The 26263-nt window shown below is 58.4% G+C and carries 33 protein-coding genes and 1 pseudogene; 22 read left to right on the forward strand and 12 right to left on the reverse strand.

The features are described 5' to 3' along the window. Nucleotides 1-6 precede the first annotated feature (6 nt). The 5 genes from lepB to pyrE all read right to left on the reverse strand — a co-directional run bounded on the left by lepB (nucleotide 7) and on the right by pyrE (nucleotide 3026). Nucleotides 7-894 (reverse strand): signal peptidase I, encoded by an 888-nt coding sequence (gene lepB / locus AC0V6K_RS11675; protein WP_472626137.1) that lies wholly within the window; start codon nucleotides 892-894, stop codon nucleotides 7-9. Nucleotides 895-991: 97 nt separating this feature from the next. After that, a complete protein-coding gene (gene acpS / locus AC0V6K_RS11680) occupies nucleotides 992-1402 on the reverse strand; it encodes a holo-ACP synthase (RefSeq protein ID WP_472622421.1) in 411 nt (136 codons plus the stop codon). Further along, complete coding sequence (locus AC0V6K_RS11685) at nucleotides 1399-1683, reverse strand: pyridoxal phosphate biosynthetic protein (RefSeq protein WP_472622423.1); 285 nt, start codon at nucleotides 1681-1683, stop codon at nucleotides 1399-1401. Before AC0V6K_RS11685 ends, acpS begins: the two co-directional genes overlap by 4 nt. A gap of 1 nt (nucleotide 1684) precedes the next feature. Next, nucleotides 1685-2425, reverse strand: coding sequence for a pyridoxine 5'-phosphate synthase (locus AC0V6K_RS11690; RefSeq protein WP_472622425.1), 741 nt, complete (start codon nucleotides 2423-2425; stop codon nucleotides 1685-1687). Nucleotides 2426-2432: 7 nt separating this feature from the next. After that, nucleotides 2433-3026: an orotate phosphoribosyltransferase gene (gene pyrE / locus AC0V6K_RS11695; RefSeq protein ID WP_472622427.1), complete on the reverse strand. Its 594-nt coding sequence runs from the start codon at nucleotides 3024-3026 to the stop codon at nucleotides 2433-2435. Nucleotides 3027-3259: 233 nt separating this feature from the next. Here pyrE and coxB point away from each other — a divergent pair. From coxB to AC0V6K_RS11775, 16 genes and pseudogenes are all read left to right on the forward strand, one after another. Next, nucleotides 3260-4257: pseudogene (gene coxB / locus AC0V6K_RS11700) on the forward strand (cytochrome c oxidase subunit II). Nucleotides 4258-4313: 56 nt separating this feature from the next. Next, a complete protein-coding gene (ctaD, locus tag AC0V6K_RS11705) occupies nucleotides 4314-6032 on the forward strand; it encodes a cytochrome c oxidase subunit I (protein WP_472622429.1) in 1719 nt (572 codons plus the stop codon). A 114-nt stretch (nucleotides 6033-6146) separates the two neighbouring features. After that, nucleotides 6147-7082, forward strand: coding sequence for a heme o synthase (locus AC0V6K_RS11710; protein ID WP_472622431.1), 936 nt, complete (start codon nucleotides 6147-6149; stop codon nucleotides 7080-7082). Further along, nucleotides 7079-7210 (forward strand): hypothetical protein, encoded by a 132-nt coding sequence (locus AC0V6K_RS11715; protein WP_472622433.1) that lies wholly within the window; start codon nucleotides 7079-7081, stop codon nucleotides 7208-7210. The genes AC0V6K_RS11710 and AC0V6K_RS11715 overlap by 4 nt, the downstream gene beginning before the upstream one ends. Beyond that, nucleotides 7207-7797, forward strand: coding sequence for a cytochrome c oxidase assembly protein (locus tag AC0V6K_RS11720; protein WP_472622435.1), 591 nt, complete (start codon nucleotides 7207-7209; stop codon nucleotides 7795-7797). The genes AC0V6K_RS11715 and AC0V6K_RS11720 overlap by 4 nt, the downstream gene beginning before the upstream one ends. A 33-nt stretch (nucleotides 7798-7830) precedes the next feature. Next, the gene (locus tag AC0V6K_RS11725) at nucleotides 7831-8712 is read left to right on the forward strand and encodes a cytochrome c oxidase subunit 3 (protein ID WP_472622437.1); all 882 of its coding nucleotides are present in this window, start codon (nucleotides 7831-7833) and stop codon (nucleotides 8710-8712) included. Further along, entirely contained in the window at nucleotides 8712-9092 is a 381-nt protein-coding gene (locus tag AC0V6K_RS11730) for a DUF983 domain-containing protein (protein ID WP_472622439.1), read from the forward strand. The genes AC0V6K_RS11725 and AC0V6K_RS11730 overlap by 1 nt, the downstream gene beginning before the upstream one ends. Continuing rightward, nucleotides 9089-9658: an SURF1 family cytochrome oxidase biogenesis protein gene (locus AC0V6K_RS11735; protein WP_472622441.1), complete on the forward strand. Its 570-nt coding sequence runs from the start codon at nucleotides 9089-9091 to the stop codon at nucleotides 9656-9658. Before AC0V6K_RS11730 ends, AC0V6K_RS11735 begins: the two co-directional genes overlap by 4 nt. Before the next feature lie 61 nt (nucleotides 9659-9719). Further along, entirely contained in the window at nucleotides 9720-11129 is a 1410-nt protein-coding gene (thrC, locus tag AC0V6K_RS11740) for a threonine synthase (protein ID WP_472622443.1), read from the forward strand. Further along, entirely contained in the window at nucleotides 11129-12019 is an 891-nt protein-coding gene (locus AC0V6K_RS11745; protein ID WP_472622445.1) for a class I SAM-dependent methyltransferase, read from the forward strand. Before thrC ends, AC0V6K_RS11745 begins: the two co-directional genes overlap by 1 nt. Nucleotides 12020-12037: 18 nt before the next feature. Further along, nucleotides 12038-12421 carry a dihydroneopterin aldolase gene (locus AC0V6K_RS11750; protein ID WP_472622447.1) on the forward strand — a complete coding sequence of 128 codons (384 nt, stop codon included), beginning with the start codon at nucleotides 12038-12040 and terminating at the stop codon, nucleotides 12419-12421. Then, nucleotides 12422-12742 carry a Rossmann fold domain-containing protein gene (locus tag AC0V6K_RS11755; protein ID WP_486172645.1) on the forward strand — a complete coding sequence of 107 codons (321 nt, stop codon included), beginning with the start codon at nucleotides 12422-12424 and terminating at the stop codon, nucleotides 12740-12742. Next, on the forward strand, nucleotides 12735-13814 hold the full coding sequence (moaA, locus tag AC0V6K_RS11760; RefSeq protein ID WP_472622451.1) for a GTP 3',8-cyclase MoaA: 1080 nt from the start codon (nucleotides 12735-12737) through the stop codon (nucleotides 13812-13814). Before AC0V6K_RS11755 ends, moaA begins: the two co-directional genes overlap by 8 nt. Further along, nucleotides 13786-13989: a MoaD/ThiS family protein gene (locus AC0V6K_RS11765; protein WP_472622453.1), complete on the forward strand. Its 204-nt coding sequence runs from the start codon at nucleotides 13786-13788 to the stop codon at nucleotides 13987-13989. The genes moaA and AC0V6K_RS11765 overlap by 29 nt, the downstream gene beginning before the upstream one ends. Before the next feature lie 6 nt (nucleotides 13990-13995). After that, the gene (locus AC0V6K_RS11770; RefSeq protein ID WP_472622455.1) at nucleotides 13996-14472 is read left to right on the forward strand and encodes a molybdenum cofactor biosynthesis protein MoaE; all 477 of its coding nucleotides are present in this window, start codon (nucleotides 13996-13998) and stop codon (nucleotides 14470-14472) included. Between the two features lie 62 nt (nucleotides 14473-14534). Further along, nucleotides 14535-14978 carry a hypothetical protein gene (locus tag AC0V6K_RS11775; protein WP_472622457.1) on the forward strand — a complete coding sequence of 148 codons (444 nt, stop codon included), beginning with the start codon at nucleotides 14535-14537 and terminating at the stop codon, nucleotides 14976-14978. 6 nt (nucleotides 14979-14984) lie between these two features. Here the strand turns inward: AC0V6K_RS11775 and AC0V6K_RS11780 are convergent, their stop codons facing one another. Both AC0V6K_RS11780 and AC0V6K_RS11785 read right to left on the reverse strand, forming a co-directional pair. Next, nucleotides 14985-15701 (reverse strand): Crp/Fnr family transcriptional regulator, encoded by a 717-nt coding sequence (locus tag AC0V6K_RS11780; RefSeq protein ID WP_472622459.1) that lies wholly within the window; start codon nucleotides 15699-15701, stop codon nucleotides 14985-14987. Continuing rightward, nucleotides 15698-16213 (reverse strand): hypothetical protein, encoded by a 516-nt coding sequence (locus AC0V6K_RS11785; protein ID WP_472622461.1) that lies wholly within the window; start codon nucleotides 16211-16213, stop codon nucleotides 15698-15700. Before AC0V6K_RS11785 ends, AC0V6K_RS11780 begins: the two co-directional genes overlap by 4 nt. Nucleotides 16214-16432: 219 nt before the next feature. Between AC0V6K_RS11785 and rplU the strand changes: the two genes are divergently transcribed. The 4 genes from rplU (at nucleotide 16433) to AC0V6K_RS11805 (ending at nucleotide 18598) form a co-directional block, all read left to right on the forward strand. Further along, nucleotides 16433-16912 carry a 50S ribosomal protein L21 gene (rplU, locus tag AC0V6K_RS11790; protein ID WP_472622463.1) on the forward strand — a complete coding sequence of 160 codons (480 nt, stop codon included), beginning with the start codon at nucleotides 16433-16435 and terminating at the stop codon, nucleotides 16910-16912. Between the two features lie 13 nt (nucleotides 16913-16925). Then, on the forward strand, nucleotides 16926-17195 hold the full coding sequence (rpmA, locus tag AC0V6K_RS11795; RefSeq protein ID WP_472622465.1) for a 50S ribosomal protein L27: 270 nt from the start codon (nucleotides 16926-16928) through the stop codon (nucleotides 17193-17195). 208 nt (nucleotides 17196-17403) lie between these two features. Further along, complete coding sequence (locus AC0V6K_RS11800) at nucleotides 17404-17958, forward strand: GNAT family N-acetyltransferase (RefSeq protein WP_472622467.1); 555 nt, start codon at nucleotides 17404-17406, stop codon at nucleotides 17956-17958. 46 nt (nucleotides 17959-18004) lie between these two features. Further along, entirely contained in the window at nucleotides 18005-18598 is a 594-nt protein-coding gene (locus AC0V6K_RS11805) for a TetR/AcrR family transcriptional regulator (protein WP_472622469.1), read from the forward strand. Here AC0V6K_RS11805 and ygfZ read toward each other — a convergent pair whose 3' ends face one another. Together ygfZ and AC0V6K_RS11815 are read right to left on the reverse strand one after the other, a co-directional pair. Beyond that, complete coding sequence (gene ygfZ, locus AC0V6K_RS11810) at nucleotides 18599-19330, reverse strand: CAF17-like 4Fe-4S cluster assembly/insertion protein YgfZ (protein ID WP_472622471.1); 732 nt, start codon at nucleotides 19328-19330, stop codon at nucleotides 18599-18601. Beyond that, complete coding sequence (locus tag AC0V6K_RS11815; RefSeq protein ID WP_472622473.1) at nucleotides 19327-20220, reverse strand: ATP-grasp domain-containing protein; 894 nt, start codon at nucleotides 20218-20220, stop codon at nucleotides 19327-19329. The genes ygfZ and AC0V6K_RS11815 overlap by 4 nt, the downstream gene beginning before the upstream one ends. A gap of 66 nt (nucleotides 20221-20286) precedes the next feature. Here AC0V6K_RS11815 and pyrC point away from each other — a divergent pair, with 66 nt between their 5' ends. Then, nucleotides 20287-21324, forward strand: a complete 1038-nt coding sequence (gene pyrC / locus AC0V6K_RS11820) for a dihydroorotase (RefSeq protein WP_472622475.1) — start codon at nucleotides 20287-20289, stop codon at nucleotides 21322-21324. Here the strand turns inward: pyrC and rarD are convergent. Further along, nucleotides 21321-22244, reverse strand: a complete 924-nt coding sequence (gene rarD, locus AC0V6K_RS11825) for an EamA family transporter RarD (protein ID WP_472622477.1) — start codon at nucleotides 22242-22244, stop codon at nucleotides 21321-21323. The genes pyrC and rarD overlap by 4 nt on opposite strands. 349 nt (nucleotides 22245-22593) lie before the next feature. Here rarD and AC0V6K_RS11830 point away from each other — a divergent pair, with 349 nt between their 5' ends. Next, nucleotides 22594-23316: a hypothetical protein gene (locus AC0V6K_RS11830; protein ID WP_472622479.1), complete on the forward strand. Its 723-nt coding sequence runs from the start codon at nucleotides 22594-22596 to the stop codon at nucleotides 23314-23316. A 3-nt stretch (nucleotides 23317-23319) separates the two neighbouring features. Here the strand turns inward: AC0V6K_RS11830 and astD are convergent, their stop codons facing one another. Further along, on the reverse strand, nucleotides 23320-24744 hold the full coding sequence (astD, locus tag AC0V6K_RS11835) for a succinylglutamate-semialdehyde dehydrogenase (RefSeq protein ID WP_472622481.1): 1425 nt from the start codon (nucleotides 24742-24744) through the stop codon (nucleotides 23320-23322). Nucleotides 24745-24832: 88 nt separating this feature from the next. After that, nucleotides 24833-26248, reverse strand: coding sequence for a protein adenylyltransferase SelO family protein (locus AC0V6K_RS11840; RefSeq protein WP_472622483.1), 1416 nt, complete (start codon nucleotides 26246-26248; stop codon nucleotides 24833-24835). Between the last annotated feature and the right edge of the window lie 15 nt (nucleotides 26249-26263).

Genomic DNA, 26263 nt, shown 5'->3' on the forward strand with positions numbered 1-26263 from the left:
AGCTCTTTACTCTTCAGTTGCCGCCTTCGACGTCTCCGCCTTGGCCGGACGCAAGGTGCTCCACGCCCGATCGCCGCGCATCGATGTGAACCAGCTTACCGGGTTCCATGACGTCGAGCCGTCGAGCGAGAATGTGATGAACTCTGCACGGCCACCGATGTTCCAAAGCGGCACGCCGCCACCAAGCCCGCGCTCTGCAGCGCTGGCACGGCTGTCAGCGCTTTCGTCGCGATTGTCGCCCATCACGAAGACGTGATCCTTGGGGACAATGTAAGGGGCGAAGTTGTCGAGCGGTTGGTCCTCGTGATCGATTACCAGATAGCTCGCACCGTTGGGTAGGGTCTCCCGATAGGTCGCGGGCTCGTAAAACTGATCGCCATTCGCCTCACGTACCTTGTACGGCTCAAACGCGGTGAGGCAGGGCATTTCGATCCCGCTGCCGCCACACAGCAACTCGGGTTCATACGGAATGCGCGTCGGTGGCACGATTTCGCGTTTCACCGGTGTTCCGTTGAGGATCAGAACCCCGTCCTTCACCTCGACTGTATCGCCGGGCAGTCCAACGACACGTTTGATGTAATCTTCATCACGGTCCGGGTGCACAGGAATGACAATATCGCCATATTCAGGCGTGTCGGCCCAAATGCGCCATTCTCCGCGGGGAAGCAGATGGAAGCTGGCCGATGACCAGTTCCAGCCATACGGGTACTTGCTGACCACCAGACGGTCGCCGACCCACAGGCTTGGCATCATAGAGGTCGAAGGGATGTAGAACGGTTTGGCGACCAGACTGTGAAAGAACAGCACCGCGAGCAGCATGAGGGCCAGCCCGCGCAGCTCTGCGAACCAGTTGACCTTCTCGTCTTTAGTTTCGCCGTCAGCCACTTCGGCCACTGCCTCTGCTTTGGTCTCGACTTCGGGCTCGACAGGGGTGTCGCCGGTGGTCGGGGTGTTGGTGTCAGTCACGTGTGTCCGTTTCAAACTGCTGCAATCATTGGGCTGCGCGGGGGTAGGCTTCAATAATAACGAAGGCCTGCGCCCATGGATGATCGTCGGTTAGGGTAAGATGAATGTGCGCCTCATGTCCCGCCGGGATCATTTCTTCAAGCCGCGTCGCTGCGCCGCCCGTTAGCGCAAGAGTGGGCGCACCGGAAGGGGCATTCACCACGCCGATGTCTTTCATGTAAACGCCGCGTTTGAAACCGGTGCCCACCGCCTTGCTGAAAGCTTCCTTGGCAGCGAAGCGTTTCGCGTAGGTTCCGGCGATGGTGTAGGGGCGCCGCCGCGCCTTGGCGCGCTCAATTTCGGTGAAGACGCGGTTCTCGAACCGCTCGCCATACCGTTCGAGTGAGTTGGCGATGCGTTCGATGTTGCACAGGTCAGAACCAAGGCCGATGATCATGCGGAAGCCCTCGATATAGCCAGCACCAGTAGCGCCACAGCAATGATATGGAGCATCACCTGACTTTTGAATAAAGGATGCGCGAAGTCGCCCTTTGCAAACTTCAACGCGCCAACAAAGCCAAAGATCTGCAAGGCTATCCACCCGATGGCAAAGGGGCGCAGGATGCCGGTATTAAGCGCGAAACCGAGAAACCCGACTGCTCCCAAGAAGAGCGCGGCTGCGGCGAACGCCCAACCTTTCTGCGCGTTAGTGAGTTCGGGAAGTTCTTCGGCTGCCATATTAGAGTGCCTCATCCATCAATTCGCGCATGCGGCGAATGGCGTTTTCGAGGCCAACAAAAACTGCCTCGCCCACAAGGTAGTGCCCGATATTCAGCTCGGCGATCTGCGGGATAGCGGCGATGGGCTGGACATTCTCGAACGTTAGGCCGTGTCCGGCATGCGGCTCTATCCCGTTTTTGGCGGCAAGCGCTGCCATGTCTGATATGCGTCGCAACTCGCTTTCAACTCTTGCGTAGTCGTCATCTAGGAAAGCGTGCGCGTATTCGCCGGTATGAAACTCCACCACGGGGGCTCCTAAGCGCAAGGCGGCGTCCAATTGGCGTTCGTTGGCTTCGATGAACAGTGAGACGCGAATGTCTGCCTCGCGCAGTTGTTCGACAATCGGCACGAGTGTGTTGTGCAGACCAGCCGCATCCAGACCGCCTTCGGTGGTCCGCTCCTCGCGCTTTTCGGGGACTATGCAGGCGGCATGTGGCTGGTGACGCAGCGCGATCTCCAGCATCTCCGGCGTTGCGGCCATTTCCAGATTGAGCGGCAAATTGGTTGCAGACTGGATGCGCGCCAAGTCTTCATCGCGGATATGGCGGCGGTCTTCGCGCAAATGCGCAGTGATGCCATCACCGCCGACCCTTGCCACGATTTCCGCTGCGCGCACCGGATCTGGATGATCGCCGCCGCGCGCATTGCGAATGGTGGCAACGTGATCAATGTTCACGCCCAAACGTAAGGGGGATGTCATAGCGGCTCTATTCCTTGCGACTTCCGGGTTTGGTCACAGGTACGGCGGCCAGCGCGTCGGGGATTTCGTCTTCGGCATAGGTTGGGAAATCAATGGCGACGAGAGGGAAAAAAGGCACGCCCAGATCGACCGAACCGCCCGAACGGTCGACCAGCGAGCACTCTGCGATCACTTCACCGCCTTCCGTGCCTACCGCCGCGATGGCTTCGCGGCTGGAAAGGCCCGTGGTGACCACGTCTTCTACCATCAGAACTTTGGCACCTTGCTCGATCGCGAAACCGCGGCGTAGGTGAAACACGCCATCGGGGCGTTCGAGAAACAGCGCATCCATGTTCAAAGCCCGTCCGACTTCATGGCCCATGATGATTCCGCCCATTGCTGGCGAGACGACCACATCAACCTCGTTGAGGATATCGAGGGGGATTTTTGCACAGGTTGCTTCGGCCAAGCGCGCGGCACGAGCCGGGTTCATAAGGACGCGGGCACATTGCAGATAATGGCCGCTGTGCCGGCCAGACGACAGTTTGAAATGCCCTTCAAGCAAGGCGCCACAGCCGCGAAATTCGTTCAATACGTCATCTGTAGAAAGAGCTGCGGTCATTGCCGTTCAAATCCTCACACCGTCTAGAAGGTTGCATCAACTTGCGCCCGCATCATGGGGCCTTGCATATTTTTCTCCCTAGAAGCGCTTGAGGCAGGGGGCAAGCGCGGCTAAGGGGGCCGAGAAGTTGGCAGAAATGCCGACAGCAATGCCGTGCTTTCAAGGGGTTTGGACGAATCCTCGGGTGGTGCGGAATGGGATCAAAACTCTAAAGCATGTTTAGGCACATTATTATGGGTCAGGCACTCAGCCATTTGAAGTTTGCAACCGCAGCTGTGTTCGCGGCGGTTCTCCTCGCATTTGCGACCCTTGCGTCGCCGCAAGCGGCATTCGCACAGGATGCAGCAGAAGAAACTGCGGCGCCAGCGACCGAAGAGGTGGCTGAAACAGCCGGTGGCTACACGCCGATGGCGCCGACCAAAGATAAGGGTATGCCCACGCCTTACGAAGATGATGCGCTCAAATCGATGACCTTCCAGGACCAGTACACCAAGGACGGTGCCTACGCTCTTGGTATGCATGATTATCTGCTGCTGCCGATCATCACGGTCATCAGCCTATTCGTGTTGGGCCTTCTGATCTGGGTTATGATCCGCTACAATCGCAGGAGTAACCCGACCCCGTCGCGCACCACTCACAATACGCTGATTGAGGTGGTTTGGACCGTTGTACCGGTCCTTATCCTCGTCGTGATCGCCATCCCATCGATCACCCTTTTGGCCGCGCAGTACGAGAACCCACCCGAAGATGCTGTGACCGTTAAGGCGGTGGGTTATCAGTGGTATTGGGGTTATGAGTATCCCGACCACGGCGTCGAAATCGTATCAAACATGAAGGACAAGCCGACTGCATTGGCAGATGGCGAGCCTTACCTGCTGGCTGTTGACAATCGGATGGTTGTGCCCGCCAACACCCCCTTCGTATCCAGACAACCGCCGCAGACGTGATCCACGCATTTTCGGTTCCGTCGCTTTGGTTCAAAATGGACGCCGTTCCGGGCCGTTTGAACGAGAAGCTGCTCACGATCGAAGAGCCGGGCGTTTATTATGGCCAGTGCTCCGAACTATGCGGCGCGCGCCACGGCTTTATGCCGATCACAGTCGAAGCGCTGCCGCCTGCCGAGTTTGAAGCTTGGGTGGCATCGCAGGGCGGCGCGATGCCCGGCACAGAAACTGCTGAAGAGCCCGCCGAAGAAGCAACTGCTGAGGAAGGCGAAGAGACAGAAAGCTGATCGCTTTCTATCCCATCGCACTGAACGAATTAGACTAGCCTGAGAGAAACGTAACCATGGCAACCACCGCAGAAAATTTCGACGCAGCCCACGGGCACACCGATGATCACGCGGATCACAAGCCGAGCTTCTTCAAGCGTTGGTTCATGTCGACCAACCACAAAGATATCGGCACGCTTTACCTGATCTTCGCGATCTTCGCCGGTATCATCGGCGGCGCGATGTCAGGCGTTATGCGTTTGGAACTGGCCGAACCTGGCATCCAGTATCTTGGCGCTGCGGTTGAGTTTTTCGGCGGCAATCCGTCCGAGAACGCCAATTATCACATGTGGAACGTGTTCATCACGGCTCACGGCCTGATCATGGTATTCTTTATGGTCATGCCAGCCATGATCGGTGGCTTCGGCAACTGGTTCGTGCCGCTCATGATCGGTGCGCCTGACATGGCGTTTCCACGCATGAACAACATTTCATTCTGGCTGACCGTTGCTGGTTTCATCAGTCTTTGTTTCTCGCTGTTTGTACCTGGAACGGGCGCTGATGCCCTGGGAGCAGGTGTGGGTTGGACGGTCTATGCGCCGCTCTCGACCACCGCGAACCCCGGGCCTGCGGTCGACTTTGCGATCTTCTCGCTTCACCTTGCTGGCGCAGGCTCGATCCTTGGTGCGACCAACTTCATCACCACCATTTTCAACATGCGCGCGCCGGGCATGACCCTGCACAAAATGCCGCTGTTCGTATGGTCGGTTCTGGTCACAGCGTTCCTGCTGCTGCTCGCCCTTCCGGTGCTCGCGGCTGCAATCACCATGCTGCTTACCGACCGTAACTTCGGTACGACTTTCTTCGATCCAGCAGGCGGCGGCGACCCGGTTCTCTACCAGCACCTGTTCTGGTTCTTTGGTCACCCAGAGGTTTACATCATGATCCTGCCGGGCTTCGGCATGATCTCCCAGATCGTCGCAACCTTTAGCCGTAAGCCGGTCTTCGGTTACCTCGGTATGGCCTACGCCATGGTTGCCATCGGTGTCGTCGGCTTCATCGTGTGGGCGCACCACATGTACACCGTCGGCCTCGACGTGAACACGAAGATGTACTTCACCGCCGCGACGATGGTTATTGCCGTCCCGACGGGCGTAAAGATCTTCAGCTGGATCGCGACGATGTGGGGCGGCTCCATGGAGTTCAAATCACCGATGGTCTGGGCGCTGGGCTTTATCTTCCTGTTCACCGTTGGTGGTGTAACCGGTGTGATCCTCGCCAATGGCGGTATCGATGATAACCTGCACGACACCTACTACGTTGTGGCGCACTTCCATTACGTGCTGTCGATGGGTGCAGTGTTCTCGCTGTTCGCGGCGTTCTACTACTGGTTCCCGAAAATGAGCGGCAAGATGCATAGCGAGCTTCTCTCGCATGTTCACTTCTGGCTGTTCTTTATCGGCGTGAACGTGGTGTTCTTCCCGCAGCACTTCCTAGGCATGAACGGTATGCCGCGACGTATCCCTGACTATCCGGAAGCCTTCGCTTACTGGAACCAGATCAGCTCGATCGGTTACATGATCATTCTCGCTTCGGTTGCCGTGTTCTTCGTGAACCTTGCCTACGCGTTCTTTGCGGGCCGCAAGGCAGAAGGGAACCCATGGGGCGAAGGTGCAACAACGCTTGAATGGACTCTCCCGAGCCCGCCGCCGTTCCACCAGTTCGAGACGCTTCCGGTGATCGAGGACCACCACGATTACCACGATCACCGTCCGTCGGCTCAGCCGGCCGAGTGATCGGAGCAGGGTGGGGCGCCTCCCACCTGCTCGACAAACCGAAACTTGAGGGGGCGCGCCGCGATGGTGCGCTCTCTCCCGATAAAGACACTGAAACCGAGTAAGAACCGTCCGATGGACACGACTGCAAACACAACATCGCTCCCGGCGGAATGGCGTGATTTCTTCACGCTGACCAAGCCGCGCGTGATGACGCTGGTGATCTTCACCGGCATTTGCGGACTGCTGGCGGCGCCGGGGACTATTCACCCGGTACTCGGCTTTACCGCGATCCTTGCGATTGCGATGGGCGCAGGCGGGTCGGCTGTCCTCAACCAGTGGTGGGAAGCGGATCTGGATGCGGGCATGAAACGCACTGCGACCCGCCCGATCCCGCAGGGGCGGATGAACCCGAATGACGCACGCGATTTCGGTGTCTTCCTCAGCTGTGTTTCGGTGGGTCTGATGGGCGTTGCCATTGGCTGGCTTGCCGCGATCTCGCTTGCCGCTGCGATTGTCTATTACGCCGTGATTTACACAATGTGGCTGAAGCCGCGCACGCCGCAGAACATCGTAATCGGTGGCGGCGCTGGCGCTTTCCCGCCTTTCATTGGCTGGATTGCGGTTACCGGTGAAATCACCGCGATGCCGGTCCTGCTGTTCGCGATCATCTTCATGTGGACGCCGCCGCACTTCTGGGCGCTCGCGCTGTTTGTTAAGTCGGACTACGCCAAGGTTGGCATTCCCATGCTGCCGGTGGTTGCCGGTGAGCGCTCCACGCGCATCCACATTATGGTCTACACCCTGCTGCTGGCTCCTGTCGCGATTGCGCCGTGGTTGATCGGTGGGACGAGCTGGGTCTATGGCTCGGTAGCGGTCGTGCTCTCGGTCTTGTTTGCTGTGCTGGCGCTGCCGGTGATGGCAGAGAACCGTACTGGCGACGATCCGCTCAAGCCGGAAAAGACGCTGTTCAAATTCAGCATCCTCTATCTCTTCATCCTGTTCGGCGCGCTGGTCGCTGACCGCGTGCTGGCAGCGCAGGGTGTAATTGCCGGGGGCATGTTCGCATGACGCCTGAAGAAGAGACAGAAGCCAAGCGTCGCCAGAAGAGCCGCAACCTTGTGGTTGCAGGCACGCTGTTGTTCTTTGTGGTGCTGTTCTACTTCATCACCATGGCACGGATTGGCGGTGCATCATGAGCACCGCGCAACCTAACCTTGACCAGCGTAACGCGAAGGTCGGCATCCTAGCCTTTGTCGGCGCGCTGGCCATGCTCGGCCTCGGATATGCTGCTGTGCCGCTCTACGACTTGTTCTGCCGCGTAACGGGCTTTGGCGGAACCACGCAGGTCGCTAACGAGACCGAAGCCGCACGCGCCGCAGCGACTGCGACCGGTGAGGAAATCTCGATCCGTTTCGACGCCTCGACTGCGAACAACATGCCGTGGGTTTTCGCTCCGGTCCAATCGACCGACACTGTTGAGATCGGCCAACGCGACCTTGCGAGCTACACCGCGCGCAACACAAGCAGCTTCGCCGTGACGGGCACCGCGACATTCAATGTCGAACCGGCGCAAGCGGGCAAGTATTTCCACAAGATCCAATGCTTCTGCTTCACCGAGCAGACGCTTGAGCCAGGGCAGGAAGTCAACATGCCCGTGCTCTATTACGTCGATCCCGCCATCCTTGAAGATGAGGTTATCGGCGATATCGAGCAAATCACTTTGAGCTACACTTTCCACCGCGCGAAAGAGGCCGTAGACTCGGCTCGTTCCAGCGCGAATTGATTACAACCATCCGAAGGTACGGGAACCAAGATTATGGGCGGTAAGGTAAACCACGATTATCACATTCTAGAGCCGGATATCTGGCCGCTGATCGGCTCTATGTCGGCAGTGACCTTCACCACAGGCCTAGTTTTCAACATGCATGAAATGTTCGGCTCTGCCGGATCGATCATCATGTATCTCGGTCTTGCCGGCCTTCTGGCTACCTTCTTCTTCTGGTTCCGCAACGTCGTCATCGAGGCCCAGCGAGGGGATCACACGCCAGTGGTCCAGCTGCATATGCGTTATGGCATGATCCTGTTCATCGCATCCGAGGTGATGTTCTTCGTGGGCTGGTTCTGGAGCTTCTTTGACTTTGCTCTGTTCCCCGCACCGTTAAGTGTTGAAGCCGCTGGTACTGCCGAACAGGTGACAACCAACGCATTCATTGGCGATAACACTGCGGGCCTCGGCACTTTGGTTCCGACCGGCATGGAAGTGCTGAACCCGTTCAGCCTCCCGCTGCTTAACACGCTGATCCTGCTGTGCTCGGGCACCACCGTAACCTGGGCGCACCACGCGCTGATCCACGGTGATCGTGAAGGCCTGAAACAGGGCCTTTGGGCGACCATTGCTCTGGGCGTACTGTTCAGCGCTATCCAAGCTTACGAATATAGTGTTGCGCCGTTCAACTTTGGCCAGAACACTTATTCCTCGGCGTTCTACATGGCGACCGGCTTCCACGGCTTCCACGTTCTGATCGGAACGATCTTCCTCGCCGTGTGCCTGTTCCGCGCTTACAAAGGCCACTTCACTCCGCGCCAGCACTTCGGTTTCGAAGCGGCAGCGTGGTACTGGCACTTCGTTGACGTTGTGTGGCTGTTCCTCTTCATCGCCGTCTACATCTGGGGCGGTTGGGGCGCTGAATTCCACTGATGCATCAGGACCAAGGTCCGACGGAAATTAAGGGGCAGCCGAGGATCTTCTCGGCTGCCCTTTCCGGTTTATGCCCCCGGTGCGGAGCGAAGACCCTGTTTGAAGGGCCAGCGCGTTTCGCCTTTCAATGCGACAATTGCGGGCTAAAGCTCGCCGAACTTGAGCGGGGAGGGCGGCTTGCCGGACCGGTGACGATACTGGTCGCGGCGGTGCTGATCGCCATTGCGCTCGCAATCGAGATTAACTTTCGCCCACCTTTGTGGCTGCAAGCCCTGGTATGGGCACCGGTGACGGTCGGTGTCGTTATCGGTGTTTTGAGGCTGCTCAAGACGGCTTTGCTGTATCGCCAGTATGAGATCGTTCAGGAGCAAGATGAGTGAATCGCATACCGATCATCCCTACCATTATCGTCATCGCGGCAGCGGGTGTGATGGTCTGGCTCGGCTTCTGGCAGTTGGGGCGGGCTGATGAGAAAGCGGAGCTGATTGCGCAGGCCGAGATCGCTCTTGCAGATGAAACAGCTGTTGCGTTTCCCGTGTCTGGTGATGATCGCCAAAAATGGTTTCGTCGTAGCGAGGTCGATTGTGTTCGAGTCCAGGGGATAGAGGCTAAAGCCGGCACTTCGGCAAAGGGGACAAAAGGATGGGTTCTACGAGCCACTTGCTCCAGCCCAAATAGCGAGGCGGCGTACTTCGTCGATCTTGGTTTTGCCCGAACACCTGCAACGCCTGAATGGTCTGGCGGTGCAGTCGCCGGGGTCATTGCCGAAGGACCGCGCCTTGTCGCTGATCCGCCAGTTGCCGATCTGCAACCGTTGGCCAGTCCCGATCCGAAGGATCTGCCTAACAACCACCTCGCCTATGCCGGACAGTGGTTTTTCTTCGCGCTGACCGCCCTATTGATCTACGGATTTGCGGTCCGCTCGCGGATGCGCAAGCGCGGCTAATCCACCGTCAAAAACCGCTTGCTTGCCCCGCGTGGCACGCGCCGCTATTCGCACTCGCACAATGGAATACATCTCCACCCGTGGCTCCGCGCCTACGCTCGATTTTGAAGGGGCTACGCTCGCTGGCCTCGCCTCTGATGGCGGCCTTTACCTGCCGCGCGAATGGCCGCGTTTCACCGAGGATCAGATTCGCGCCATGCGCGGGTGGCACTATGCCGAGGTGGCGGTTGAGGTCATGCGCCCGTTCGTCGGCGACAGCCTGACCGAGGATGAGCTGACGAGTCTGTGCAACTCTGTCTATCGCAGCGAATTCAGCCATGCAGCGGTCACTCCGCTGGTTCAGCTCGACGAGCAGAACTGGCTGCTAGAATTGTTCCACGGCCCCACGCTCGCCTTCAAAGATGTGGCGCTGCAAATGCTCGGGCGGCTGTTTCACACTTTCCTTGAGCGCCGCGATGAACGGCTGACCATTATCGGTGCGACGAGTGGCGATACTGGTTCGGCAGCGATCCGCGGAGTTACAGGGCTTGAGCGGGTAGAGATTTTCATGCTCCACCCCAAGGGCAAGGTGAGCGACGTTCAACGCCGCCAGATGACCACCGTCCGCGCGCCCAACGTTCACAACATCGCCATCGAGGGCAGCTTTGACGACGCACAAGCGCATGTGAAGCGGATGTTCGCGGATGAGGGTGTGACCAGCGCGTTAAACCTCGGCGCGGTCAACTCGATCAACTGGGCGCGGTTGATGGCGCAGGTGGTCTATTACTTTTATTCCGCGCTCCAGCTTGGCGCGCCGGATCGCAAGATTGCGTACAGTGTTCCCACCGGCAATTTCGGCGATGTATTCGCAGGTTATGTCGCGGCGCAAATGGGCCTGCCGATCGAGACCCTTCTGGTTGCAACCAACGTCAACGACATCCTCGATCGCGCCATCCAGAACGGCGACTATTCAGCGAGCGGCGTGACGCCCACGATCACCCCATCGATGGATATTCAGGTGAGCTCGAACTTCGAACGCCTGCTGTTCGATGTCGGCGGGCGTGATGGTGCGGCGATGGCAGCGCAGATGGCCGGCTTTGCCGATGCGAAGGCGATGCAATTGACCAATGCCCAGCGTAACGGAATGAAGGCGCTGTTCCGCAGCGGCAGCGTCTGCCAGGAAGAGACCTCTCAGACGATGCAATGGGCCCACCGAGCGAGCGGCGAGATCATCGATCCGCACACCGCCGTAGGTCTAGGTGCATCGCGTGACTTGATCGCGAATGGCGGGGTTGATCCTTCGACGCCGTTGGTGACGCTAGCCACCGCGCACCCGGCCAAATTTCGCGATGCGGTTGAACGCGCGGTTGGTGTACGGCCTTCGCTTCCAACCCGTGTGGGCGATCTGTTTGGGCGCGAGGAATTCTTCACCGAGTTGAGCGGCGATTACGAAGCAACCCGCGACTTCGTGTTGGAAAAAGCGGTCCGCTGATGGCGACGCTGACCCCTCAACCGTTGGTGATGGAGTGCGAAGGCTGGGATGCCTATCGCCTGCTCGACAGCGGGGCAGGGCGCAAATGGGAGGCGTTCGGCCCCTATTCCTTCATTCGCCCTGAGCCGCAGGCCCTGTGGCAGCCGCGCCGTGATGACTGGGACGCCGATGGTGAATTCGTGCCGGGTTCGGACGAGGATGGCGGCGGGCGCTGGGTGTTCAATCGGGAAGTGCCGACTGATGGGTGGGAATTGGCGTGGAACGAAGTGCGCTTCAACGCGCTGCCAACGCCGTTCCGTCACCTGCAGTTCTTTCCGGATATGGCTCCGGTTTGGGATTGGATGCGCGCGCAGTTGGGTGATCGAGACGACGCCGAGACGATGAACATGTTCGGCTATACCGGCCTCGGTTCGCTGGCGTTAAGTGGACACGGACGTGTCACCCATGTCGACGCGTCAAAGAAATCGGTGGCACAGGCACGCGAGAATGCGATGCTGTCTGGCATGCAAGACCGCCCGATCCGTTGGCTCGTCGACGACGCCGCCAAATTCGCCGGACGCGAGGTGCGCCGTGAAAACCGCTATGACGGGATCATCCTCGACCCGCCCAAGTTTGGCCGCGGACCGAAGAACGAAACATGGCGCTTGGAAGAAGGACTACCCGGCCTGATCGGTGATTGCTCACAATTGCTTGATGCCGATAGTCGGTTTCTGTTTCTCACAGTCTACGCCGTACGCATGAGCGCACTTTCCATCGCCGCTCTTCTCCGGGAGAAGTTGGCCCACCTGCCCGGCACAATCGAATTCGGCGATTTGGCCGTGCGCGAAGAAGGTGAGGGCGCGCGCCTCCTTCCCACAGCCATCTTCGCACGGTGGAGCAATGTGAGCTAAACGTGCTCGCAAATGACCATGACTCAATCCGATTCGCTTATCCTCGAAGTTGCCGATCTCGAAGTTGATGTCCTGACAGGCATATACTCGGAGGAAACCGGCAAGCCACAGCCGCTGCGTATGACAACGCAGGTTCGCTACGATGTAGCGGATCATTACGGTGCTGATACACCGCTCGATGCCAGCAAAAACTACATGGATATCAAGTTTGCTATGTCCGAGGGCCTGCCTGAAGGCGTGCACTTCAAACTGATCGAGGCGGTGGCCGATCATATTTGCGAAACGCTGTTCGTGCAGGACAAAAGGGTGCGGGCGGTGTCGGTCAAAATCATTAAACTGGCGATCGCCGAAGCAGGTGAGAAGATTGGCATTACGCTGCACCGCGAGCGTCCGGCGGAGTAGGTGGTGCAGGCGGTCCTGACCATTCACGACTTTCCAACTGACAGCTTGTCAGCGAGCCGGACCTTCTATGACAAGCACATCAATGAGGCGGCTGAACTGCTCGATCAGGGCGCCAATGAGGCGTTGGCGATCGTTTTGCCTATCGCTGGTCCCGACCATGATGACTGGCGACGCACACTCGCGGGCGATCTTGCTCGAGCGTACACTCCAAAGCGTGTGAATGTGGTTGGAGGTGTGGCAGGTGCAGAGCGCGATGCCATCCTCGCATATCTTGAAGGTGCGCCCGGCGTTACGGGACAGTATCTTGCCGCGCATGAGTGATTCTGCTGCGCCCTTGATTGACGCGTTTCAACGCCGCATCACCTACCTGCGCCTGTCAGTTACGGATCGCTGCGACCTGCGCTGCACTTATTGCATGCCCGAGCGGATGCAGTTTCTGCCGAAGAAAGAGGTGCTGACTCTCGAAGAACTGCATGATCTTGCGCTCGGCTTTATCGCGCGCGGCGTCACAAAAATACGTGTGACGGGCGGCGAGCCACTCGTCCGGCGCGATATCATAGACCTGTTCACCGCGCTTGGTCGGCAATTGGGCAAGGGACTCGAGGAGCTCACCCTCACCACCAATGCGACACAGCTTGCCGACAAAGCCGATGCACTGGCGAAAGCGGGCGTGAAGCGGGTCAACATCTCGCTCGATACGCTGGACCACGAGACCTTTGCGAGGCTTACGCGGCGCGATGCCTTACGGCAGGTGCTTGAGGGAATTGCTGCGGCGAAAGAGGCCGGGTTGAAGGTCAAACTCAACGCGGTCGCGCTAAAGGGCATCAACGAGCATGAATTGCCGGATCTGATCGCATGGGCGCATGCGCGAGGGCATGACGTGACACTGATCGAGGTCATGCCGCTGGGTGATGTGGATGAAGACCGGCTTGATCACTTTTTGCCTTTGAGCGCGGTTCGTGACGGGTTGGAGCAGCGCTGGGCTCTCACAGACTCCGCCACGACCACAGGCGGACCAGCACGTTATGTCGAAGTCGCTGAGACAGGCGGTCGGCTAGGCTTCATCACTCCTCTGACCAACAATTTCTGCGCAGGTTGCAATCGGCTGCGGGTGACCGCGACGGGGCAGCTTTATCCGTGCCTTGGAGGCAGTGAACGGGTCGATCTGCGCTCGGCGCTGCGGTCAGATGAGCCTGAGGCGAATCTTGCTCGCGCGCTTGATCAGGCCATGCGGATCAAACCCGAGCGGCACCATTTCCGCATGGATGAGCGCGGCGCGGAGCCGGCTCAGCCGCGCCATATGTCGATGACGGGGGGTAGATCCAGTGTCCGTAACAATCCTCTTTCTAGGTCCCTTGCGCGACATGGCGGGCGAACAATCGCGTGCGGTTGATGGTCCGCTTTATTGGCAAGGGTTACTCAAAGCGGTTGGCCCCGAAATCGCCGAACAACTTCAGCAAGAACGGGCCAATGTCGCCTGTGCAGGTAAGGTATTAGCGGACAAGACTGCGCTCAAAGCAGCGGATGGTGAAGAAGTGGCGCTCCTGCCTCCTGTCTCTGGCGGTTGAAGCTCGATGTATTATGAACTCATTCGATTGGTCGAAGAGCCATTCAATCCCAGCGAGGCAATCCAAGAGACCTCGCGATCCGTGTCAAGGGTCGGCGGAGTGGCAAGCTTCACCGGGATCGTTCGAACCGATGGTGAAGTCGAGGCGCTTGAGCTCTCGTACTACGAGCCGCTTACGCTGAGTGGCATGGAAGACATTGGCGGTGAGGCTTGCGTCCGGTTTGATCTTGAATCGATCACGATCATTCACCGAGTTGGCCATATGCTACCCGGTGAACCCATAGTGTGCGTGGCTGCCGCCGCGCAGCACCGCCGCGGGGCGATTGAGGCTGTCGACTTTTGCATGGACCATCTCAAAAGCGCAGCGTGGTTCTGGAAGCGCGAGAAGCGCGCTGGCGCTTGGCATTGGATCGAACCGCGCGCTGAAGACTACGCTGACCTCGCCCGCTGGCGCGAAAAATCCCGCAAGATCCACTCAATTTGATGCAGATCAAGGAAGCGCGCCGACCGCTGCTCTAATTCTCCTCCCAACGAAGGAGAACACGCATGAGCAAACAGGTTCACGATATCATCGCTCGCGGCGACGCACGTGTCGTCGAGGCCCCACAAGCCGCGCGCCATCAGGTTGAGGTCGATCGCAATTTTGAGCTTCCGACTGCTCTCTATGCTGCGACAGCGGGTCTTTATCTCGGCTTCATCGCGATCATGGCGGCGGCGTTTGGCAATCCCGTTCTGGTCATCCCGATGGTGATCTTCGCGCTGTTCATTGTGGCGGCGTTCGGTGTGCCGACTATCTGGGTGAAGCTTAAGAGCAATGCGTTGGACGCAAACGAGAGCGTACCGATGACTGCCGGTAAATTTCAGAATGACGGCATTATGACCAACACCGGACGATGCGCTCCGCGCGATGCAGCGGTTCAGGTGCTGATCCTGCCAGTCTTGATTCTCTTTTGGGGATTGGCCGCTGCCATCATTGCAGTGCTGGTCTGAAGAGCTTTAGGGGTTTTCGAGAGGGCCAGTCCCAGGTCTTCCGGAAATATCCTGTAGGAGCGCGGGGTCGATAATCTCGATCCCGCGTTTTCCTTTGCGCTTGATCGCTCCGATATCTTCTAGCTCGCCCATTTTGCGGCTGACTGTCTCAATCGTCAGGCCGAGCATATTGGCGATCTCACCGCGCGTCAGCGGCAGATCAAATTCGCTTACAAGATGACAAGGCGAATGGCTGGCTGCAGATCCGAAATCATGTAACAGCGCGGCCAGGCGTGCCTCCGCGCTGAAGTGGCCGGTCAATTCCAAAAGACTACGCGTGGCAAGCAAATCTTCTTGGCTACGGCGCAATAACGCGCGGGCGAGGGCTGGATAATCATCCAGCGCACGCTCGATATTACCTTTGGCAAAGGTGCAAAGCTTGCTTTCGGTCAGGGCGACAACATCGTGATGGGCAAAAGGCGCGAACAGCTCGCCTACAAAGCCAGCCGGATGAACCAGCGATAGGATCTGCTCATTGCCATCGGCATCGATTGCGGAGACCTTGAGGGCCCCTGATATCAGTGTTGCGCAAGCCGCTTTTTCGTCCCCCGCCGCGAACAACATTTCTCCGCGTTTAAGGCTCCTTGTCCGACCCGCCGCGGCAAGGGCTTCACGCTCCTCCTCATCGAGGACCGAGCACGCGGCGCTGTCTTTGACCGGGCAAGAGGCGCATTGAAGGTTCATCGTCCAAGGATGCCCCACAAGCTCGAAAGCGTCTGATCTTGCTCGGTGACGAGCTGCAAAACTTCGGCATGAGCCGCTTGCGCATCATCGGCCGGTTCAAGCCGGTTAGTCCGCTCGGCAATAAGGATATCGAGGTCAGCGAGCACCAGTTCTGTCTGGCTACGCAGAGAGGTCAGGTCAGCAAGCGCAATAAGCGCATTGCCACGGGCATCGCTGCCGAGTCCGCTGCCACGCGCTCCCGACACAAGACGACGCACGCTGGGCGTGCGAGAAAGGAATGCGCCATTTGATGCCTTAGCCTCCGCGACAAGTGTTGTGACGCTTTTGTCCGGGCTGTTGTCCCGAATCGTAAGGGCGACCGGCTCCACGGCTGGACCGGCAGAATACTCGCCACTCACTCGCTCGACATCGCGGACGGCGAGTGATGGGTACTTCCCGCTGTTGCCGGCACATGCGGCGATGAGCAAGGCGCATACCGAAGCGGCGCAAATCTTGGAATAGGGAGGTTTCATGATCTGCTTCTGAATTAGCACGTTGCCAGCCTATGGCAAAGCGATCTCAAGAGCCGCAATTGTCGTATTTTCTGCGGACCTTTGCGTTGACTTGCCGCGCTGTTTCCCTTAACGGCACGCTTCTTTCCGGCGCTGCATCGTTGCGGCGCCGCACAGCTGTCCGGTCTGCATGGGTAGAATCAGGCGCCCGGACAAAGCCAAGATTGAGAGTATAAAGCCATGTTCGCAGTAGTGCGCACGGGCGGCAAGCAGTACCGAGTTGCCGCCGGAGACAAGATTGCCGTTGAGAAACTCGCTGGTGAAGCGGGCGACACTGTCACGTTGGGTGACGTCCTTCTCGCAGGCGAAGGCGATTCGATTGCCGACGCTTCGAAAGTGACCGTTTCGGCAGAAATCATCGCTCAGGCGAAGAGTGAGAAGGTCGTCGTTTTCAAGAAGCGTCGTCGCCACAACTATCGCCGTAAAGCTGGCCACCGTCAGCAGATGACGCTGCTGCGCATCACTGACGTGGGTGCTGGCAAGAAGGCTCCGGCCAAGAAAGCTGCTCCTAAGAAGGAAGCGGCTCCCAAGGCTGAAACCGAAGCCAAGAAGGCTCCTGCCAAGAAAGCAGCTCCGAAAGCTGCCGCTGCAAAGAAGCCAGCCGCAAAGAAAGCACCGGCGAAAAAGGCTCCGGCCAAAAAAGCCGCTGACAAGAAATAAGGGATAGCGAACCATGGCACATAAAAAAGCAGGCGGTTCATCACGCAACGGTCGCGACTCAGTCGGTCGTCGCCTTGGAGTGAAAAAGTTCGGTGGCCAAGACGTGGTCGGCGGCAACATCATCGTGCGTCAGCGCGGCACCAAATTCTATCCGGGCACCAATGTCGGCATGGGCAAGGATCACACCCTCTTCGCACTCGGAGACGGCGTGGTGCGATTCCACAAAGGCAAACTCGGCCGCAAATTCGTGTCGGTAGACATGATTGCGGAAGCAGCCGAATAACCGGACGGTTCAAGAAAAGGATCGTCCAACGGGGCGGTCCTAGCCGGAGACACCAACCGGCAGCGTAGAGGGAGAAGGGCCACCCCGAATGCCGGGGGAGCCGTCTCCCTCTTCTCGTTTCTCCCTCGAAATGCCGTGGAATAACATTTCGCGGCAACGAATTTGTCATGCGCGGTCACTAGGCGGCGCGTCGAGAGGGAGAAAACCCGTGTTTCATCGCAGCGAACGCTTGCTGTTAAGACCGATCTGGCCGGAAGACTGGCGGGGCGTCCTTGCCGGGATCGCCGATCCTGCGATCGTGCGCAATCTTGCACGCGCTCCGTGGCCCTATGGTGAAGATGACGCACGTGCCTTCACAAAGCTGCCGGTTGAGCCTGCCTTCCCGCGTTTCCTTGTCACCCGCGCCGAAGATGCGCAGGTCGTCGGCTGTATCGGTATAGACCCGTTGAGCGATGATGAACGCCCCAATACCTTTGCGGTGGAAATGGGTTATTGGATCGCGCGCTCGTTTTGGGGGCAGGGCTTTGCAACCGAGGCAGGCGAGGCGGTTCTGCGCATAGCCCGCACGCTTGGCTATCGCGAAGTCGTCGCTTCCCACTTTGTGGACAATCCCGCATCGGGCCGAGTGCTTGAGAAGCTGGGCTTTGAGCCCACCGGTCGCGTCCTGGCTCGTCACAGCTGCGCTCGCGGTGAAGATGCCGACACAGTGGAATTCAGCCGCTTGATCGATGCCGAAGGTGTGTTTGCGCAACGCGCAGCCTGAGCTGGCGCTTGTCCAACACGCTGCAAAGGCTTAGTCCTTTGACGTAATGAAAGACCGCAAAAGACTAAGTCCAGAAGAATCGCGTTTGGCCGCTTTGGAAGCTGCGCGTGGCCTTCTGATTGAGGCCGGACCACAATCGGTAACGCTTAAAGCCGTGGCCTCACGGATAGGGCGTACCCACGCCAACCTGCTGCACCATTTCGGTTCGGCTTCGGGCCTACAAAAGGCTCTGGCCGGGCACTTGGCAACGACGGTGTGCGATTCGATCATCGACGCTGTCCATGCGAGCCGTGCAGGTCTCGGGTCAGCGCGTGAGGTAGTGGATATGGCCTTTGACGCTTTCGATCGTGAAGGTGCTGGTGCGCTGACAAGCTGGATGCTGCTGACGGGCAACGAGGACGCTCTCAATCCGATCATCACCACCATTCACGAGCTGGTCGATGAAATCGCACCCGAAGAAGCCGGACATGGCGGTGATGAAATGCACGTGCATAAAGACACGCTGAGCCTTGTCCTTCTCGCCTTGGGAGACGCCCTGATGGGCGCGGCACTGGCGAAATCACTTGGGTTGCCGCGCGACACTGCTCGCGAACGCGCGCAGCAGAACCTCGAAGCATCAATGGCCAAGCACTACGGCTGATTACTCGGAGATGGCCGCGCGCTGCCATTCAGGTAGCGTCGACTGATCGAGGTCAGCAACACGCAGATGATCGACGGCCAGATCGAACTCGGGATAAGCGGCCTTTCGCCGTTTTGCGTTCGATTGGCTTAGCGGCACCACCACCAAGCGGCGATTGACCTTCTGGCGCCAGTTCATCCGCGCGGTGTTTTCCTGTCCGACGTAGCAGCCTTTCTCGAAGCTCACGCCGTTCAACTCGACCGCGTTGGTTTCCAGCCAAAGGATATCGCCCATTTCTGCGCTGCCCTCGGGCACCCCTAAGGCAAGACGGTGGGCGTGATAGGCGGGGCTCGCGTCTTCTTGAGCATCGACTGACACGACGGCTCTGTACCCAAGCTTGGCAAATCGCGGGTCTGCGACCGCGTCTTCGAAAGCCTCCAACGACCAAGCGGTGGCTAGCGTCTCGTCGCGGCCAATTTCGATCTTGCGACGCAGGCGATAAAGCGAGAGGCGCTTTGCTAGATCATCTGCGACCTCCGCCTCGCAATCGATCAGCACGCTTCCGTTCCCGCCATCCCAAACGAGAAAATCGAACATGCACTTGCCCTGGGCAGAGAGAAGCGCGGCGTAGACTGGTAGGTCACCCGACACATCATTGGTGACCAAACCTTGCAAAAACGCGCGGACATCCTCGGCTGGATCAAGTGGTTTTAGACGGACAATTGCCCTGTGTTCGAGATGCTTGGCGGTCATTGTTGCTTCAATCTCTTCGCTATACTCTCAGCGAGCCGCTGACCTAGCTGCGGACCCTGTTCGGGATAGAGATAGGGTTCGATCATCTCCGCTTCCATAAGCAGCAATGCGCCGCGTTCGCTGCGCAGCATATCGATGCGGGCATAGAGCGGAGTGTCGAAGGGTAGGTTGTCGAGGATCGCCGTGGCCTCATCGACCTCGTCTGCACTTGGCTCGTGGGCCTTTTCGGTGCCGCCATACATGGATTGGATTCGGTATTCGCCATCCGCAGCACTCTTGCGCAGTGTGTGGCTCAACTCGCCATCGATGAAGATGAAACTCAATTCGCCTTCCGTGGCAATTGCCGGCAGAAACGGTTGCAGCATTGCAGCATGGCCGAAGCGCCAATCTTCGTCGGGCAAATCGTCTTTCTCGATCAATTCCTGACCCAGGGCGCCCGCACCGATCTGGCGTTTCACCACCAGTTTCTCGCATCCGAAATAGTAGAACGCCTCGTCCAACTCCGATCGGCCTACATCGGCGTGCCACAAGGTGGGAATGATCCGCGCGCCCGCCTCTTCCAGCTCGCGAAGATAGGTCTTCGAGGAGTTCCACAACACCAGATCAGGATCGTTGCAGACCGTTATCCCGCTTTCCCGAAGCACTTCCAGCTTGGCGAGGAATTCGGTGTCCTTGTCCTGATAGTTCCACGCCGTGCCCAGTAGAACGAGATCAATCCCATCAAAAGCTTCGAGCGGCGTCTCCCAGTCGATCACTTTCATGTCGAAGCTGTGATTGGCAAAGGCTGGCTCTAGCGCGTTGACCATATTGTCATGCTCAAAAGCATCGCTACGCCGCTGTCCTGCCCCGGGTAAAGTGGTTTCGCAGGCGAGAAATCCGATAGTTGGCATGGCATTCGCCGTAGCTGTGTCGAAGCCCACTGGAAAGAGTGGTCAGGCCGGACTAGGGGACAAGCCATGAGCGATACGATCACAATCCGCCGACCCGATGACTGGCACCTGCATTTCCGCGATGGAGACATCATGCGCGGCGTGGTGCCGTACACAGCGCGGCAGTTCGCCCGTGCGATTGTGATGCCTAACCTTACACCGCCGGTGACCACGACTGCGCTGGCCGCCGCCTATCGCGAGCGAATTCTGGCGGCAGTGCCGGCGGGAGTGGACTTCACCCCGCTGATGACATGCTACCTTACCGACACCACCGACCCGGATGATCTGGCGCGGGGTGCAAGCGAGGGCGTGTTCACTGCCGCAAAGCTCTATCCGGCTAACGCCACCACCAATTCGGCGTCGGGCGTCAGCGATGTTGAGAAGATCTTTCCCGTGCTGGAGCGGATGGAGGTCGAAGGAATCGTCCTTTGTATCCATGGCGAGGTGACCGATCACGATGTCGATGTGTTTGACCGCGAAGCAGAATTCATCGAGCGCCACATGCGCGGGATTGTCGTGAATTTCCCGAAGCTTAAAGTCGTGTTTGAACATATTACGACAGCTGATGCGGTCGCGTTTGTTGAACAGGCGGGAGAGAATGTTGCCGCGACGATCACGCCGCAGCACCTACATATCAACCGAAACGCCATGCTAGTCGGCGGGATTCAGCCGCACAATTACTGCCTCCCCGTCGCCAAGCGCGAGACGCACCGACTGGCGCTACGTAGGGCGGCGACTTCGGGTTCGCCTAAGTTTTTCCTCGGCACTGATAGCGCACCACATCTGCGCGGAGACAAAGAAAGTGCGTGCGGATGTGCAGGGATCTTTGGCGCCCCTTATGCGCTCGAGAGCTACCTCACCGTGTTCGATGAAGAAGGTGCGCTCGAGCATTTCGAAGCCTTTGCCTCGCTCAATGGCCCGACCTTTTACGGTCTGCCGGTCAATAAAGAGAGCGTTACGCTAGAGCGCGCCGAGGTGCTGGTGCCTGACGAATTAGTATTGGCGGGCGCCACCATCGTACCTTGGCACGGCGGTGGTACTATCGGCTGGAAATTCGTCGGTTAGGCAGCGGCTTTCGCGCGGCGGGTGCGGGTCCATAGGTCGGCTATGAAAATTGCGACTGCTGTCCAAATCAGAATAAAACTGCCCAGCTGGGCAGGTTTCAAATCTTCGCCAAACACGGTCAGGCCTAGCAGAAAGACGATCGTAGGCGCGAGGTACTGAATGAAGCCGAGTGTCGAGTAATTCATCCTCCGCGCGGCAATTGCAAAGAGCAGGAGCGGAACAGCAGTGACCACGCCAGAGAAGGCAATCACCGCACTCAGGAACAGGTCATCGCCGAATGCAGGACCCGCTGGGCTCATCGCATACCACGCCACAATTGCGCTCGCGGGAAGAAGTAAGATCGCGCTTTCGATGGTAAGGCCGGGGAGTGATCCAACATCAACTTGTTTTCGAACAATACCATAAAGGCCAAAGCTGAAAGCGAGGCTGAGGCTAATCCAGAGCGTCGTCAGCGCGCCGGCCGCTAGCAATGCGACCGCCGAGAAAGCAATCGCGACCGCCAACCACTGCCATCTGGACAGCCGCTCACCCAGCAGGACTGTTCCTAGAAGCACGTTCAACAGCGGGTTCAGATAATAGCCAAGGCTCGCCGCATAGACTTGGTTCTGCATGATCGCCCAAATGTACACGAACCAGTTGATCGCGATCAGTGTCGCGCTGGCGAATAGCGCCAGCATAGTCCGCTTGTTCGCCAAAGCGCGCTTCAGCTCCGGGAACTGCTTTCGAAGCGCGATAATCAAAAGGCAGAACGGCAAGGTCCAAATAATCCGCCAGCCGACAAATTCGAACGGCGGGACGCTTGTCACCAGCAACAGATAAAGCGGAAGAATGCCCCAGATCAGATAGGCGCCAAGCGCGGCGGGCAGGCCGGATGGCTGGCTCTCCGCCGCGGCGGGAGATGAGGCGGCGGGATCTATCATAGGCTTTGCCACGTAATGTGCCCGCCATCGCGGTGCAAGCACGTGGCCGGATACAACTCGCAACCTTGATGAATGCCCGCTTTCACCTCCGATGCGACCGCGTTCAGCCAGTCCCTCCTATAGATGAACAACAGATTCGGGAGGGCCGTGGCATCCACCACCACCACGCTGCTGTTCTCCCGCACGACCTTGGGTCATTCCCACCAATGGCCTAGGCGCGGCATCCACCAGCCGCGGAGAGCGCTCTCATGCCGGAAACGGTATGGGGGCGTTTTCGCTTTCTCCGCCCATAAGAATTGTTTCACTGCGAAAGCGTAATATTAACCAAGCGCAGCCTATGGCCCCCGCTATGCGAATTCGTGCTGCATTCTTGGCTGTGATCGGTGCTTTGGCGCTTGGGTCGTGCGACGATGTTGTGGTGGATGGTGAGTATGGCACAATCGCCGACACTTCGGATCCGCTTCTGGCGCGCGCGCTCAACGATCCTATCATGGTGGATCCTGATCTCGCATATCGCAATCAGGCCAATGCAGCGCTGACCATCCGTTACGACCATGCCCTGCCACCGCATATGTCTACCACCGAGAGCGCAGAAGCCGCACTTGAGGCAGCACGCCGAGAATTGCTGGTGGGAGGATCGATCAACGAATTGCCGGTGGCGTCACAGGCATCGCAGGGTGAGCCGCTCGCGCTGGGCATGACAGCACAAGATATTATCGCTGTCACTGGCGCACCTGCACGCTGCGCAAGCACCATCAATGAAGGCTTGGTCTGGGCGTCGCGCATGCCCGACCCTGCGCGAATCATGCCGCACGGCATGGCGATGCAGGCGGCGGGTGCAGAGACGGACGGATGCAACATCCGGATCGTGCGCTATGTAACTCCCGCCGCGACCGAAGACGTTCTGCGGTACCACTTTACCCGTGCCGCACGTGCCGGAATGACCATCAACCGGTTTAGCAAGCCAGAAGAAATCCTGATCGCGAACCGTGGCAGCCAACATTTCAAGGTCTACGCGCGGCCCGGTCAGGGCGGCACTAGCGCGGTTGATCTGGTTTACTGGCGTCGCTGACGTTTAGTCTTTGAGGCCTACGCCGATATTGGCGCGCGGTTGCTCCATCTCGGTGCTGGCCACTGGATAGGCGCAATAATCCGCTGCATAATATGCCGCCGGGCGATGATTGCCGGACAGTCCGATCCCGCCGAATGGTGCGCTGGACGATGCACCATTGGTCGGGCGGTTCCAGTTGATAATGCCTGCACGGATATTGGCCCAGAAGCGCCCATAATCTTCTGGTGAACCGCCAATCAACGACGCCGACAGACCGAATCGGGTGTTGTTCGCTTCTGTAATGGCAGCATCAAGGTCAGGAACACGGATCACTTGAAGAACCGGTCCGAAAAGCTCGATGTCGGGCCGATCCGCTATACTTGTCGTGTCAATTATGCCCGGCGTTAAGAAAGGCTTGTCGGGTTGGGTGCGCCGCAGATGGCTCAAAGCCTTACCGCCAGCAGTAACCAATGCGAGAAAGCTTTCGCCCAGACGTTCTGCCGTGTCGTTGTCGATCACAGGACCCATAAACGGCTGTGGCTCATCCATGGGATCGCCGATCAACAGCTTACGGGTCAGTGGGATCAGCTCATCCATGAGCGGCTGATAGAGGTGTTCCAGAACGATCAGGCGCCGAGCGGCGGTGCAACGTTGGCCCGCTGTGGTGAAGGCACTTTGCACGATCAGAGTTGCAGCATCGGCGAGCTTCGGTGTGTCGATCACAACAATCGGGTTGTTGCCACCCATCTCCAGCGCGACGATCTTGCCCGGATTAGCGGCCAGCTTGCGGTTGATCGCAATACCCGCTTGCGCTGAACCGGTGAAAAGCACTCCGTCGACACCGGGGTGCGCGACCAGCTCTTTGCCTTCTTCGGGACCGCCCAGCACCAGCTGAACCACATTTTCGTCAATACCCGCCTTGTGCATGCAGCGAACAAGCATCTCGCCGACCGCAGGGGCTTTTTCCGATGGTTTGAAAAGCACTGCATTGCCGGCGATCAGCGCGGGAACCATGTGGCCGTTCGGCAAGTGTGCGGGAAAGTTGTACGGGCCAAGCACAGCCATCACGCCATGCGGTTTGTGGCGTACTGAAGCCGTGCCTTGTAACGCGCTGTCGAGGCGCTTCTTACCGGTGCGTTCGGCATAGGCGTTGACCGAAATATCGACTTTGTTGACGACCGCATCGACTTCGGTGCGCGCCTCCCAAAGAGGCTTGCCTACCTCTTTCGCGATCAGTTCCGCCATTTCATCTGCGCATTTGCGCACCTCGTTGGCAAAACGACGCATGAGTTCGATACGATTGGCAAGCGGGCGAGCGGCCCAATCAGTCCAAGCCCGGCGGGCCCTGCTTACTGCTTCGCTGACATTCCCTGGCTCACCACGCCACAATTCTTCGCCCGTTGCCGGTGCGTAAGAAATCAGGGTCGTTTCTTTAGTGGTCGTTGTCACAATCGAGGCCAATAGCTGAACTGCATGAGCCGGTAAGCATGGTCTTGCAAAAAAGCAAAGCGGTTAGGACGATTTTACATATTCGATCTTAACCATTCATCGGGGATTGAGCGTGGCCCCGCGAAATGGGCGGCGGACCGAGAGCCTCTGCCATTCGGCGCAAATCAGAAACTTTCTGTTCCAGAGCGGACCAATCATCATCGCGATCGATGCGATCCCAAATAGCTTCAACCTCTTCAATTACCATGCTTTGCGGTGCGTCGTCGGTCCAGTAGTCGTGGGTGCTTTCGACGGCTGAGTATTCCTCAAAGGCCGCGCACAATTCGCCCTCTGTCTCCTTGCCGCCGCGATGATTGAAAAAGAATGCATCGGGTTGGGTCTTGGTCTCGCGCATTTCTTTTTCACAGGCTGCAACCAGCGCGGTATCGGCTTCGATACCGCGTTGTTCCACGCCAAGCCTCCAGCACCAGCGGCGCGCGATGGCTTCCATGTATAGCGGACCGAATCGATTCAGCGCGGCAATCAGAGGCTCGCTGTCTGCCAACAGTCTCAGCGCGACAGCCAATTGCCCGCAATTCCAGTGTATCGCTTCGGGCTGGCGGCCGAACGCGTAAAGCCCTTGATGATCGAAATACGCGGCGGTGAAGCCCGGCTCCCAGGCGGGCAGCCAGCGCCAAGGGCCGTAATCAAAGCTCTCGCCCGTAATATTCATATTGTCGGTGTTAAGCACGCCGTGGACGAAGCCAGCGGCCATGTAACTCGCCGCCAGATCGGCCATTCGCTCGACGACCTGGTGCATCAGGATCACCGCGGGCTCATCGCGTGCGGGTGCATCCTTCGGCGGCATCGGACCCGGGAACTGTTCGAGGCAATAGGCAATCAGCGCTTCCATTTGCTCGCTTTCTTCATGCGCGAGCAGGCGCTGGAAGGTGCCTATGCGGATATGCGAATGGCTCAGCCGCACCATAACTGCAGAGCGTGCGGGCGAAGGCTCGTCATTGCGTTCCAGCGCTTCGCCGGTTTCGATGACGGAAAAGGTCTTGGAGGTGTTGACGCCGAGCGCCTCGAGAAATTCGGTAGCGAGAATTTCCCGCACCGCGCCTTTCAAGGTGAGACGTCCATCGCCGCTGCGACTGAACGGCGTTTTACCCGAACCCTTGGTGCCAAGATCCATGAGGCGACCGTCGCGATCGCGCATTTGCGCAAACAGGAATCCACGACCGTCGCCGATTTCCGGATTATACACGCGGAACTGATGGCCGTGATATTTGAGCGCGAGGGGTTGGGGCAGGTTGCCCTCCAACGGTTCAAACCGGCCGAAATGTCTGGCCCATTCTTCGTCATTCAACCCCGAAAGTCCGACACTTGCCGCCGCGCGATCATTGCGAAAGCGGATTTTGGTCTCAGGAAAGTCGGCGGATTGGACGGGCGAACCCAGCCAATCAGCCAAAGTTTCGATAGCGGGGTCTGGCTGATAATCAGCAGGTTGCGGTTCAGCGCTCATGCAGCGATATTGGGG

The sequence above is a fragment of the Erythrobacter sp. S43 genome (assembly GCF_057364955.1).

Coding starts and splice junctions, on each gene's coding strand:
- AC0V6K_RS11785 (WP_472622461.1), bottom strand. CDS start 16,213: ATGAAACCTCCCTATTCCAAGATTTGCGCCGCTTCGGTATGCGCCTTG.
- AC0V6K_RS11710 (WP_472622431.1), top strand. CDS start 6,147: ATGGACACGACTGCAAACACAACATCGCTCCCGGCGGAATGGCGTGAT.
- AC0V6K_RS11830 (WP_472622479.1), top strand. CDS start 22,594: ATGCGAATTCGTGCTGCATTCTTGGCTGTGATCGGTGCTTTGGCGCTT.
- AC0V6K_RS11765 (WP_472622453.1), top strand. CDS start 13,786: ATGGCGGGCGAACAATCGCGTGCGGTTGATGGTCCGCTTTATTGGCAA.
- AC0V6K_RS11815 (WP_472622473.1), bottom strand. CDS start 20,220: ATGCCAACTATCGGATTTCTCGCCTGCGAAACCACTTTACCCGGGGCA.
- pyrC (WP_472622475.1), top strand. CDS start 20,287: ATGAGCGATACGATCACAATCCGCCGACCCGATGACTGGCACCTGCAT.
- rarD (WP_472622477.1), bottom strand. CDS start 22,244: ATGATAGATCCCGCCGCCTCATCTCCCGCCGCGGCGGAGAGCCAGCCA.
- AC0V6K_RS11780 (WP_472622459.1), bottom strand. CDS start 15,701: ATGAACCTTCAATGCGCCTCTTGCCCGGTCAAAGACAGCGCCGCGTGC.
- ygfZ (WP_472622471.1), bottom strand. CDS start 19,330: ATGACCGCCAAGCATCTCGAACACAGGGCAATTGTCCGTCTAAAACCA.
- AC0V6K_RS11690 (WP_472622425.1), bottom strand. CDS start 2,425: ATGACATCCCCCTTACGTTTGGGCGTGAACATTGATCACGTTGCCACC.
- AC0V6K_RS11805 (WP_472622469.1), top strand. CDS start 18,005: ATGAAAGACCGCAAAAGACTAAGTCCAGAAGAATCGCGTTTGGCCGCT.
- AC0V6K_RS11725 (WP_472622437.1), top strand. CDS start 7,831: ATGGGCGGTAAGGTAAACCACGATTATCACATTCTAGAGCCGGATATC.
- AC0V6K_RS11745 (WP_472622445.1), top strand. CDS start 11,129: ATGGCGACGCTGACCCCTCAACCGTTGGTGATGGAGTGCGAAGGCTGG.
- AC0V6K_RS11730 (WP_472622439.1), top strand. CDS start 8,712: ATGCATCAGGACCAAGGTCCGACGGAAATTAAGGGGCAGCCGAGGATC.
- ctaD (WP_472622429.1), top strand. CDS start 4,314: ATGGCAACCACCGCAGAAAATTTCGACGCAGCCCACGGGCACACCGAT.
- AC0V6K_RS11770 (WP_472622455.1), top strand. CDS start 13,996: ATGTATTATGAACTCATTCGATTGGTCGAAGAGCCATTCAATCCCAGC.
- acpS (WP_472622421.1), bottom strand. CDS start 1,402: ATGATCATCGGCCTTGGTTCTGACCTGTGCAACATCGAACGCATCGCC.
- pyrE (WP_472622427.1), bottom strand. CDS start 3,026: ATGACCGCAGCTCTTTCTACAGATGACGTATTGAACGAATTTCGCGGC.
- AC0V6K_RS11685 (WP_472622423.1), bottom strand. CDS start 1,683: ATGGCAGCCGAAGAACTTCCCGAACTCACTAACGCGCAGAAAGGTTGG.
- AC0V6K_RS11750 (WP_472622447.1), top strand. CDS start 12,038: ATGACTCAATCCGATTCGCTTATCCTCGAAGTTGCCGATCTCGAAGTT.
- AC0V6K_RS11840 (WP_472622483.1), bottom strand. CDS start 26,248: ATGAGCGCTGAACCGCAACCTGCTGATTATCAGCCAGACCCCGCTATC.
- moaA (WP_472622451.1), top strand. CDS start 12,735: ATGAGTGATTCTGCTGCGCCCTTGATTGACGCGTTTCAACGCCGCATC.
- rplU (WP_472622463.1), top strand. CDS start 16,433: ATGTTCGCAGTAGTGCGCACGGGCGGCAAGCAGTACCGAGTTGCCGCC.
- rpmA (WP_472622465.1), top strand. CDS start 16,926: ATGGCACATAAAAAAGCAGGCGGTTCATCACGCAACGGTCGCGACTCA.
- AC0V6K_RS11720 (WP_472622435.1), top strand. CDS start 7,207: ATGAGCACCGCGCAACCTAACCTTGACCAGCGTAACGCGAAGGTCGGC.
- AC0V6K_RS11775 (WP_472622457.1), top strand. CDS start 14,535: ATGAGCAAACAGGTTCACGATATCATCGCTCGCGGCGACGCACGTGTC.
- AC0V6K_RS11715 (WP_472622433.1), top strand. CDS start 7,079: ATGACGCCTGAAGAAGAGACAGAAGCCAAGCGTCGCCAGAAGAGCCGC.
- thrC (WP_472622443.1), top strand. CDS start 9,720: ATGGAATACATCTCCACCCGTGGCTCCGCGCCTACGCTCGATTTTGAA.